The sequence below is a fragment of the Cupriavidus sp. HPC(L) genome, assembly GCF_000307735.3.
Classification (GTDB): domain Bacteria; phylum Pseudomonadota; class Gammaproteobacteria; order Burkholderiales; family Burkholderiaceae; genus Cupriavidus.
The window spans coordinates 1-10,066 of sequence record NZ_AMPR02000086.1; the positions used below are offsets into that span (position 1 = coordinate 1).

11 protein-coding genes are annotated in these 10,066 nt (G+C 67.9%); 3 read left to right on the forward strand and 8 right to left on the reverse strand.

Annotated features, from left to right (window positions below; all coding sequences use genetic code 11):
* The 8 genes from B551_RS06670 to B551_RS06710 all read right to left on the reverse strand — a co-directional run.
* Nucleotides 1-535, reverse strand: a 535-nt coding sequence (locus B551_RS06670) for a FeoB small GTPase domain-containing protein (RefSeq protein WP_043437825.1), incomplete at its 3' end; no start/stop codon positions are given.
* A gap of 23 nt (nucleotides 536-558) precedes the next feature.
* A complete protein-coding gene (locus tag B551_RS06675) occupies nucleotides 559-846 on the reverse strand; it encodes a FeoA family protein (protein ID WP_023263727.1) in 288 nt (95 codons plus the stop codon).
* 240 nt (nucleotides 847-1,086) lie between these two features.
* The gene (locus B551_RS06680) at nucleotides 1,087-1,788 is read right to left on the reverse strand and encodes an ABC transporter ATP-binding protein (protein WP_006576578.1); all 702 of its coding nucleotides are present in this window, start codon (nucleotides 1,786-1,788) and stop codon (nucleotides 1,087-1,089) included.
* Complete coding sequence (gene livG / locus B551_RS06685) at nucleotides 1,788-2,564, reverse strand: high-affinity branched-chain amino acid ABC transporter ATP-binding protein LivG (protein ID WP_023263728.1); 777 nt, start codon at nucleotides 2,562-2,564, stop codon at nucleotides 1,788-1,790. Before livG ends, B551_RS06680 begins: the two co-directional genes overlap by 1 nt.
* Entirely contained in the window at nucleotides 2,561-3,805 is a 1,245-nt protein-coding gene (locus B551_RS06690) for a high-affinity branched-chain amino acid ABC transporter permease LivM (protein ID WP_043437828.1), read from the reverse strand. Before B551_RS06690 ends, livG begins: the two co-directional genes overlap by 4 nt.
* A 10-nt stretch (nucleotides 3,806-3,815) precedes the next feature.
* The gene (gene livH / locus B551_RS06695; RefSeq protein WP_006576581.1) at nucleotides 3,816-4,742 is read right to left on the reverse strand and encodes a high-affinity branched-chain amino acid ABC transporter permease LivH; all 927 of its coding nucleotides are present in this window, start codon (nucleotides 4,740-4,742) and stop codon (nucleotides 3,816-3,818) included.
* A 186-nt stretch (nucleotides 4,743-4,928) separates the two neighbouring features.
* Entirely contained in the window at nucleotides 4,929-6,044 is a 1,116-nt protein-coding gene (locus B551_RS06700; RefSeq protein ID WP_006576582.1) for a branched-chain amino acid ABC transporter substrate-binding protein, read from the reverse strand.
* Between the two features lie 420 nt (nucleotides 6,045-6,464).
* A complete protein-coding gene (locus tag B551_RS06710; RefSeq protein ID WP_006576583.1) occupies nucleotides 6,465-7,262 on the reverse strand; it encodes an IclR family transcriptional regulator in 798 nt (265 codons plus the stop codon).
* Nucleotides 7,263-7,561: 299 nt separating this feature from the next.
* Between B551_RS06710 and B551_RS06715 the strand changes: the two genes are divergently transcribed.
* From B551_RS06715 to B551_RS06725, 3 genes are all read left to right on the forward strand, one after another.
* Nucleotides 7,562-8,827: a CaiB/BaiF CoA-transferase family protein gene (locus tag B551_RS06715; RefSeq protein WP_006576584.1), complete on the forward strand. Its 1,266-nt coding sequence runs from the start codon at nucleotides 7,562-7,564 to the stop codon at nucleotides 8,825-8,827.
* The gene (locus tag B551_RS06720; protein WP_023263730.1) at nucleotides 8,824-9,417 is read left to right on the forward strand and encodes a cysteine dioxygenase; all 594 of its coding nucleotides are present in this window, start codon (nucleotides 8,824-8,826) and stop codon (nucleotides 9,415-9,417) included. The genes B551_RS06715 and B551_RS06720 overlap by 4 nt, the downstream gene beginning before the upstream one ends.
* Nucleotides 9,410-10,066 (forward strand): enoyl-CoA hydratase/isomerase family protein (locus tag B551_RS06725; RefSeq protein WP_023263731.1); only part of this gene is annotated, 657 nt, incomplete at its 3' end. The genes B551_RS06720 and B551_RS06725, both read left to right, overlap by 8 nt.

Here is a 10,066-nt window from a genome sequence, read left to right on the forward strand (position 1 = left end):
ACAGCAGCGCGGCGGCGCCGCCGCGCCGCACGGCAACCGTCTGCACCACCGGCACGCCCAACGCTGCCGCGAGCTTGTCGCGGTCGATGCGGATGCCGCGGCGTTCGGCCGCGTCGCTCATATTGAGCACCACCACCATCGGCAGGCCGAGGCGGCGCAGCTCCAGCACGAAGCGCAGGTGCAACCGCAGATTGGTGGCGTCGACGACGGACACCAGCAGATCGGGCCGTGCCTCGCCGGGGCGGTTGCCCATGCAGACGTCGCGCGTGATGGCTTCGTCCAGACTGGTCGCGTGCAGGCTGTACGCCCCGGGCAGATCGAGGATGCGCACCTGCCGGCCCGACGGCGCGACGAAATAGCCTTCCTTGCGCTCGACCGTGACACCGGCGTAGTTGGCCACCTTCTGGCGGCTGCCGGTCAGCCGGTTGAACAGCGCGGTCTTGCCGCAATTGGGGTTGCCGACCAGCGCGACGCGCAGCGGCGCCTGCGCGGTGGCGGCGGAAGCGGGAGTGGCGGGAGAAGTAGCGACGGACATGGCGTAATTCGAATCGGTCCGCTTCACGCGGTACTGGCTTGATTGACTGCGTCGGCCGTCTTGCCGGTGCGCGCGCCCTCGGGCTGCACCGTCACGCGGGCGGCTTCGGCGCGGCGCAGCGCGAAGCGCGTGCTGCCGACCTGGGCGACCAGCGGGTCCTTGCCGAACGGGCCATAGGTGATGATCTGCACGGCCTCGCCGGGCACGAAGCCGAGTTCGCGCAGGCGTCGGGCGATGGGATCGTTCGGGGTGCTGTCGTCGACCGACAGTACGATGGCCGCGGTGCGCCGCGGCAAGTCTGACAAGCGCATGAGCTTTGGTCCCGCGGGCGGGTTGCCGGCGTGGCGCCGGTACTACCTGACCGCTTGCTAAGTGATGAATCAGCGAGCGTAGATGAGAATCGTTTGCATTGTACTGCATATGATCACGCTCGATGTGCCGTACTGGCGTGGGGTGCCGCCTGCGGTGCCGCAAACAAAGCGGCCCGGCCGCCACCACCCGGGGTTGGGCGGCGGTGGCCGGGCCGTTGCGTTGCCGCGGCAGCCTTCGCCTCAGCCGCCCAGGTACGCGTTGCGCACCTGGTCGTTGGCCAGCAGGTTCGCGCCGGTATCGGCCAGCACCACCTTGCCGGTTTCCAGCACATAGCCGCGGTCGGCCACCTGCAGCGCCTTGTTGGCGTTCTGCTCGACCAGGAACACCGTCACGCCTTCCTCGCGGATCGTGCGGATGATGTCGAAGATCTGCGCGATGATCATCGGCGCCAGACCCAGGGTCGGCTCGTCGAGCAGCAGCAGGCGTGGGCGGCTCATCAGCGCGCGGCCGATCGCCAGCATCTGCTGCTCGCCGCCGGACATGGTGCCGGCGCGCTGCGAGGCGCGCTGCTCCAGCCGCGGGAACAGCTTGAACACGTGTTCGATGCCCGCCTCGATCTCGTCGCGTTTCGCGAAGAACGCGCCCATCTTCAGGTTCTCCAGCACGGTCAGGCTGGGAAACACGCGCCGGCCCTCGGGCGAAATGGCCATCCCCATGCGCATGATCTCGTGCGTCGAGCAGCCGGTGATGTCGCGGCCCTCGAACAGCACGCGGCCGCTGGAGGCGCGCGGGCTGCCGCAGATCGTCATCATCAGCGTGGTCTTGCCCGCGCCGTTGCTGCCGATCAGCGTGACGATCTCACCCTGGTTGACCTCGATCGATACGCCACACAACGCCTCGACGGCGCCGTAATGGGTATGGACCTGTTCCAGCTTCAGCATCAGTCCTCTCCCAGGTATGCCTTAATCACGCGCGGGTCGTTGCGCACGTCCTCGGGTTTGCCGATGGTGATCGGGCGGCCGTGCTCCATCACCAGGATGCGGTCGGACACGCCCATCACCAGGCTCATGTCATGCTCGATCAGCAGCACGGCGATGCCGAACTCGCGCCGCAGCTGGTCGATCAGCATCTTCAGCTCGACCTTTTCCTGCGGATTCAGGCCCGCGGCCGGTTCGTCCAGCATCAGCAGGCGCGGCTGCGTGATCATGCAGCGCGCGATCTCCAGCCGGCGCTGATGGCCGTACGACAGTGTGCCGGCCTCGCGGTTGGCCACCGCGCGCAGCCCCATGCGGTCGAGCCATTCGGCGGCGCGTCCCAGCGCCTCGCGCTCGGCGCGGCGGTAGGCGGGCGTGGCGAAGAGCCCGTGCAGCAGTCCCGATTTGACGCGGCGATGCTGGGCCACCATCAGGTTCTCGACCACCGTCAGGTTCTTGAACAGCCGGATGTTCTGGAACGTGCGGACCAGGCCCTGGCGCGCGACCATATGGCTCGGCAGGCCGGCGATCGGGCGGTCGTCCAGCATCACCTCGCCGGCGGTCGGCTTGTAGAAGCCGCCGACGCAGTTGAACACCGTGGTCTTGCCGGCGCCGTTCGGCCCGATGATCGCGAACACCTCGTCGTTGCGGACGCTGAAATCGATGCCGTCGACCGCCAGCAGGCCGCCGAAGCGCATCTGCAGGCCGGATACTTTCAACAGTTCTGCGCTCTGTTCACTCATTGCGGCAACTCCACGTGCGGGCGGCTGGCGGGCAACAGGCCCTGCGGGCGCCACATCATCATCAGCACCATCACCAGGCCGAACAGCAGCATCCGGTATTCGGCGAAGCCGCGCGCGACCTCGGGCAGCACCGTCAGCAGGATCGCGGCGATGATCACGCCGAGCTGCGAACCCATGCCGCCCAGCACCACCACGGCCAGGATCAGCGCCGATTCGATGAAGGTGAACGATTCCGGATTGACCAGGCCCTGGCGCGCGGCGAAGAAGGCGCCGGCCAGGCCCGCGAAGGTCGCGCCCAGCGTGAAGGCCGACAGCTTGATCCGCGTGGGATTCAGGCCCAGCGAGCGGCAGGCGATCTCGTCCTCGCGCAGCGCCTCCCAGGCGCGGCCCATCGGCATGCGGATCAGCCGGCTGGTGACGAACAGCGTCACGCCGACCAGCAGCAGCGCCAGCAGGTACAGGAAGATCACCATGTGTTCGCCGCTGTAGTCCAGGCCGATCAGGTCGTGGAAGGTGCGGGCACCGTCCTCGCCGGCGCTGCGGGTCATCGGGATGCCGAACACCGTGGGCTTCGGGATGCCGTAGATGCCGTCCGGCCCGCCGGTCAGGCTGGTCAGGTTGTTCAGCAACTGGCGGATGATCTCGCCGAAGCCCAGCGTCACGATCGCCAGGTAGTCGCCGCGCAGCCGCAGCACCGGGAAGCCCAGCAGGAAGCCGAACAGCGCCGCCATGCCGGCCGAGATCGGCAGGCACTCCCAGAACGACAGGCCGAAGGCCTGGTTCAGCAGCGCATAGGTATAGCCGCCGACCGCGTAGAAGCCGACATAGCCGAGGTCGAGCAGGCCGGCGAAACCGACCACGATGTTCAGGCCCAGGCCCAGCATCACGTAGATCAGCGCCAGCGTGGCGACGTCGACCGCGCCGCGCGAGCCGAAGAACGGCCAGATCAGACCGACCGCCAGCAGCAGCCAGACCGCGGCACGCTGCTGCCCCGGCGCGAGCGTGGGCAGCGCCGGCAGCTTGACCGTGGAGGTCGTGCGGTGGATCAGCGGCTTGAACAGCTGGAACAGGAACACCGCCGCCACCGCGATCCACACCGGCCGCCAGTGCGGTTCGAGCACCACGCGATAGCCCTCGAGCTTGAGCTGCAGGCCGAGGATGGGGATCGTCAGGATGGCGGTCAGCACCGCCGCCGAGACGGCGTTCTTCAGCGATTGCGTCATCGAAATGGAGGAATTCATGGCGCGGTCCTCAGACTTTTTCCACGTCCGGCTTGCCGAGCAGGCCGGTGGGACGGAACAGCAGGATCAGCACCAGCAGGCCGAAGGCGACCACGTCCTTGTATTCGGCCGGCATGTAGCCCGAGGCGAACGTCTCGGCCAGCCCCAGCAGCACGCCGCCGAGCATCGCGCCCGGAATGCTGCCGATGCCGCCCAGCACCGCGGCCGTGAATGCCTTGATGCCGGCGACGAAGCCGATGAAGGGGTTCAGCTTGCCGATCGTCAGCCCGATCAGCACGCCGCCCGCGGCGGCCAGCATCGCGCCCAGCACGAAGGTGAACGAGATCACCCGGTTGGTATCGATGCCGAGCAGGTTGGCCATGCGCATGTCCTCGGCGCAGGCGCGGCAGGCGCGGCCCATGCGCGAGTGGCCGATGAACAGCGTCAGCGCGATCATCAGCACCAGCGTCACGCCGACGATCAGCAGGCGCGAATACGGCACGGTCACCGTGAAATCGCCGCCCATCTCGAGTTCGAGCGCGCCGCTGATCAGCACCGGCACCGACACGTCGCGCGCGCCCTGGCCGATCTGCACGTAGTTCTGCAGGAAGATCGACATGCCGATTGCGGAAATTAGCGGCACCAGCCGCGGCCCGCCGCGCAGCGGCCGGTAGGCGACCCGCTCGACCGCGAAGCCGTACAGGCCGGTGACGATCACCGACACCAGCAGCGCGGCGCCGAGCACCAGCGGCAACGGATAGCCGGCCGCCACGCCGATCGCGGTCAGCGTCACCAGGCCGACATAGGCGCCGATCATGTAGATCTCGCCGTGGGCGAAATTGATCATGCCGATGATGCCGTAGACCATCGTGTAGCCGATGGCGATCAGCGCATAGATCGCACCCAGCGTCAGGCCGTTGACCAGCTGCTGGGTGAATTGAGGTAGGAATTCGTTCATGAGGTACGTCCCGTCTGTACTGCACGTCGGCCGGGGGGCGGGCCTCTCGGCGCCGCATCGGTGAAGCCGGCGTGCCTGTCGCGGCGGGCCCTTCCCGCGCGGGGAGGGGCGCGATCGAAGCGGCCCGGCATATCAAAACGCCCCGTTCGGTGACGAACGGGGCGTTGGCACGGACCGCGCCGGCGATCAGTTGGCGGCCGTCTTGGTGGCGTCCTTGTGCCAGGTGAAGACGACGAACTTGAACGACTTCAGGTCGCCTTGCGCGTCGTATTCCACCTTGCCGATCGGGGTCTGGAAGGCGTTCTTGTGCATGTACGCCGCGACCTTGGTCGGATCGGTGCTCTTGGCGCCCGCGATCGCGTCGGCGATGATCTTGACGCCCGCGTAGGCCGGCATCTGGAACGGACCGTTCGGATCGCGCTTCTTGTCGGCGAAGGCCTTGACCAGCGCCGCGTTGGCCGGGTCGGCCGAGAAGTCGGCCGGCAGCGTGACCAGCATGCCTTCCGAAGCCGGGCCGGCGATCGCGGTGACGTCCTTGTTGCCGACGCCTTCCGGTCCCATGAACGTCGCCTTGACGCCCTGCTCGCGCGCCTGGCGCAGCAGCAGGCCCATCTCGGGGTGATAGCCGCCGAAGTAGACGAAGTCCACGCCCTGCGACTTCAGCTTGGTGATCACGGCCGAGTAGTCCGAATCGCCGGCGTTGATGCCTTCGAACAGCACCACGGGGATCTTGGCCGCTTCGAGGTCCTTGCGCACCGAGGCGGCGATGCCCTGGCCGTACGACTGCTTGTCGTGCAGCACGGCGACCTTCTTGGGCTTGACCTTGCCGATGATGTACTGCGCGGCGGCCGGACCTTGCTGGTCGTCGCGGCCGATCGTGCGGAAGATCATCTTGCGCTTCTTGCCTTCGGTCAGCTGCGGCGCGGTGGCCGACGGCGTCACCATCACGACGCCTTCGTTCTCGTAGATGTCGGCGGCCGGAATGGTCGAGCCCGAGCAGACGTGGCCGATCACATAGCGGATGTTCTGGCTGACGATCTTGTTGGCGACGGCCACGGCCTGCTTCGGCTCGCAGGCATCGTCCATCAGCACGACTTCGAGCTTGTTGCCGCCGGCGCCGCCGGCAGCGTTGATCTGCTCGATGGCGGTCAGCGCGCCCGCCTTGACCATGTCGCCGTACTGCGCGACCGAGCCGCTCATCGGGCCGGCGATAGCGATCTTGACGGTTTCCGCTTGTGCGACGGCACCGAAGGTGACCAGCGCGGCGGCGAGAGAAAGGGAGGTAAGACGGGAATGCTTCATTGGGAGCTCCTCGATCGTGTTTGTTCGAATCATCCAGGCGCGGGCCTTGGACGTGCGCAAAATCGAAGAACTCCCCGGCGACTTTGACAGGCTGGTCGGGGCGCGCATGCACGACCGCGGCTCAGGCCTGAAAGGGCACTACATGACCACGTTCTTGTTATTGCGCAGGCCAATCGCCCGCCTGCCCTCCGCACCGGTGAGAACTGGGTAAGTCCGTTCGATGTCGGCCAGGTGGCGGCATTATAAGGTGAATCTTGGAGCGGCCTATGCGCGCTGCACCAATCGGGCGCGGTTGTGGCTTCCGCGGAACACTCGTTGCCGCCGACCGGCTCGCCGCGCCCCGCCGATGGGGGGTAAACCCCCGGGAAAACCCGTGTAAAGCCCCTGTAAAGCCGCGGTAAAGCCCTGTCGCGCGGCGCCTCAGTGGCCCGCCGCGACCATGCCCCGAGTGGCCAGCGCGAGCGCGCTGTGCCGGGTGCCGCCGCGCAGGCTCGATGAAATCTCGGCGGCCGCATGCTGGACCATTTCGGCAAAGGTGCGCACCTTCTGCGGCTTGAAGCGCTCCGCCGGCCCGGACAGGCCGACCGCGGCGAACACCTGGCCGTGTCCGTCGACGATCGGCGCGGCGACTCCATGGACCGACTCGCGCCATTCGCCGCGGTTGACCGCATAGCCTTGGCGGCGCACCTTGTCCATCTCCTGCAGGAAGCGCTCCGGTTCGACGATCGAGTTGGCGGTGGCGCCGTCCAGGGCGGTCGACATCCGTTGCAGCACGGCCGGCGGCTGGAACGCCAGCATCGCCTTGCCGGTCGCCACGCAGTGCGCCAGCGCACGTCCGCCGATCTGGGTATAGGCGCGGACCGGATTGGGGCTGTCGATCTTGTGCACGTAGACGACCTCGCCGCGATCGAGCACCGACAGGTGGACGCTTTCGCCGCTGTCTTGCATCAGCCGTTCCATCCAGCCCTCGGCATGGCGGCGCAGGTCGAGCCGGCCCAGCACCGCGGAGCCCAGCTCCCACAGCTTGATCGACGCGCTGTAGGTCGCGGTGCCCTCGTCGCGAATCACATAGCGCAACTCGGTGAGCGCCTGCAGCAGCCGATGGACATTGCTCTTGGCCATGCCGAGCCGGTTCGCGATCTCGGTCAGCCCGAGCGGCCGGTCACTATGGGCCAGCAGCTCGACGATGCCGAGGCCTTTGATCAGGGTGTTGTTCATGGGTTTGGTATTGCTCGGGCTTTCACGCGGGTTTGCCCTCTCCCCCACCCCTCTCCCACAAGTGGGAGAGGGGAGCCGATTGCCAACGTCATCGCCCTTGGTTTTCGCTCCCCTCTCCCGCTCGCGGGAGAGGGGCGGGGGAGAGGCAGCGCCACGCCTCCGGTACGCTGTTCTCAAATACGGAACCATTGTCCCGTATTCCGGCACGTCCATATAATGCCCCGCATGCACCGGCGCCCGCAACCCGGCCGCCGGCGCGCCTTCCCGCCAACCGGCGCCATCCCACTGCTGCCATCGTCATGCCCGATCTGAACGAGAAGGATCTGCCGCTCGCCGGCGTCAAGGTATTGGAGTTCTGCACCGTCGCCGCCGGACCGTTCTGCGGCATGCTGCTGGCCGACATGGGCGCCGACGTCGTCAAGATCGAGCCGCCCGATGGCGATACGCTGCGGCAATGGCCGCCGATCTCGGCCGGCTTCTCGGAAAACTTTGCCTCGCTGAACCGCAACAAGCGCTCGGTCGTGCTGAACCTGAAGCAGTCGGAAGACGTCGCGCTGGCGCGCAAGCTGATGCTCGAGGCCGACGTGGTCGTCGAGAACAACCGGCCCGGCGTGATGGACCGCCTGGGGCTGGGCTATGCGAGCCTGCGCGAGGACCATCCGCGCCTCGTCTACTGCTCGGTGTCGGCCTATGGCCAGAGCGGTCCGCGCGCCACCGAGGGCGGCTTCGACCTGACGATCCAGGCCGCCGCGGGCGTGATGAGCGTGACGGGCGAGCCCGACGGTGCGCCGGTCAAATGCGGCGTGCCGCTGGCCGATTTCGCTTCGGGCCTGTACGGGGCCTTCGCGATCGCCAGCGCGCTGGCTCGCGTGCGCGCCGGCGGCGCCGGCATGCATATCGATGTGCCGATGTATGGCTGCACACTGGGCATCGCCGCGCTGCAGACCAGCGAGTATTTCGGCACCGGCCGCAGTCCCGCCAAGCTCGGCTCGGCGCATCCGCGCAACGCGCCGTACCAGGCGTTCCGCGCCGCCGATGGCTACTTCGCGATCGCGGCCGGCAACCAGAAGCTGTGGCTCGAGGTCGTGCGCGTGGTGCAGATGCCGGAGCTGGCCGACGATCCCCGCTTTGCCACCACGCGCGATCGCGCCGCCAACCAGAGCGCGTTGAAGGAACTGCTGGAGCAGCGCTTTGCCGGCGCCGGCGTCGATCACTGGATCTCGGCCTTCCAGGCCGCCGGCGTGCCGCACGCGCGGATCAACGACTATGCCGCCGCGCTGCAGGACCCGCAGGTCGAACACATGGAATGGGTGCGCCCGCTGACGCTGCCAAGCGGCGTGGCGACGCGGACCTTTGTCTCGCCGCTGCGGCTCGATGGCATGGGTTTGCCGGTGCGCCGGCCTCCGCCGGCGCTCGGCGAGCATACCGAATCGATTCGCGACGCCGATGCCAAGGGCGTCGGGCAAGGGCGAACGCAGCAACAAACGCAGCAACAAACGCAGCAACAAACGCAGCAACAAACGCAGGAGCAAACGCAGGAGCAAACGCAGGAGCAAACGCCATGACCCGTACCATCGAACCGCTGCGGACATTCGTTGCCGGCGTCACGTCGCTGATGGAAGGACCCAACCGCGACGAGGCCGCCTTGCTCGACGGCACCCGCCCCTTGTTGCAGGCGCTGGTCGCGCGCGACGACTGGCTTCCGGACGAACTGGCGCAGCCGCATCCGACCTATTACCAGCAATACCTGCTGTACGGCGATCCGCTGGATCGCTTCTCGGTGGTCAGCTTCGTCTGGGGCCCCGGACAGCAGACGCCGGTGCACGACCACACGGTGTGGGGCTGGATCGGCGTGCTGCGCGGCGCGGAAATCGACATCCGTTATCGGCGCGACGATCGGGGCATCCATCAGGATGGCGAGGAGACCCGGCTCGAGGCCGGCCAGGTCGCGGCGGTATCGCCGTCGCTCGGCGACATTCACCGCGTGCGCAATGCCTTCGACGACCGGGTCTCGGTCAGCGTCCACCTGTACGGCGGCAATATCGGCCGCATTCGCCGCCATGTCTTCGACCCGGCAACGGGCGCGCCGAAGGAATTCGTCTCGGGCTATGCCAACCGCTTCGCGCCGAATCTGTGGGCGGCCCCGGATGTCTGACGGCGCGCCGACCGTCGCCGGCACGGCCGAGCCGGTGCTGCTGATCGACCGGCAAGGCGATATCACGCGGCTGACGCTGAACCGCCCACAACGGGGCAATGCCTTGTCGGCCGAGCTGGTGCAGGCCTTGCACGACGCGGTCCTCGCCTGCCAGCGCGACGGCACGCGGCTGCTGCTGCTCGAAGGGGCGGGAAAACACTTCTGCACGGGTTTTGACCTCGGCGACCTCGACAGCGAAACCGACGACACGCTGCTGGCGCGCTTCATCCGCGTCGAGCTGATGCTGCAGGCCATCTACACGGCGCCGTTCACCACCGTCGCGCGGGTCCATGGCCGCGCCATGGGCGCCGGCGCCGATCTGGCTGCGGCGTGCGAACAATGCTGGGTGGCCGACGACGGCCGCTTCGCCTTCCCCGGCGCGGCCTTCGGGCTGGTGCTGGGCACCGCGCGGCTTGCCGGCCGCGTCGGCCCGGCGCTGGCGCGCCAATGGATCGGCGCCGGCGCAACGATCGATGCCGATACCGCGCTCGCTGCCGGCCTCGCGACACGCTCCTTCTTGGCGGACGAGCACGGCAAGCCCGACACCGCACTGGAGGCGCTGGCCCGTCAGGCGCGCCGGCTCGACGGCGATACGCAGGCGGCCATCCAT

Bases quoted from the DNA above. Each gene is read 5' to 3' on its own strand.
- B551_RS06675 (WP_023263727.1), bottom strand. From the start codon at position 846: ATGCGCTTGTCAGACTTGCCGCGGCGCACCGCGGCCATCGTACTGTCG.
- B551_RS06680 (WP_006576578.1), bottom strand. From the start codon at position 1,788: ATGCTGAAGCTGGAACAGGTCCATACCCATTACGGCGCCGTCGAGGCG.
- livG (WP_023263728.1), bottom strand. From the start codon at position 2,564: ATGAGTGAACAGAGCGCAGAACTGTTGAAAGTATCCGGCCTGCAGATG.
- B551_RS06690 (WP_043437828.1), bottom strand. From the start codon at position 3,805: ATGAATTCCTCCATTTCGATGACGCAATCGCTGAAGAACGCCGTCTCG.
- livH (WP_006576581.1), bottom strand. From the start codon at position 4,742: ATGAACGAATTCCTACCTCAATTCACCCAGCAGCTGGTCAACGGCCTG.
- B551_RS06700 (WP_006576582.1), bottom strand. From the start codon at position 6,044: ATGAAGCATTCCCGTCTTACCTCCCTTTCTCTCGCCGCCGCGCTGGTC.
- B551_RS06710 (WP_006576583.1), bottom strand. From the start codon at position 7,262: ATGAACAACACCCTGATCAAAGGCCTCGGCATCGTCGAGCTGCTGGCC.
- B551_RS06715 (WP_006576584.1), top strand. From the start codon at position 7,562: ATGCCCGATCTGAACGAGAAGGATCTGCCGCTCGCCGGCGTCAAGGTA.
- B551_RS06720 (WP_023263730.1), top strand. From the start codon at position 8,824: ATGACCCGTACCATCGAACCGCTGCGGACATTCGTTGCCGGCGTCACG.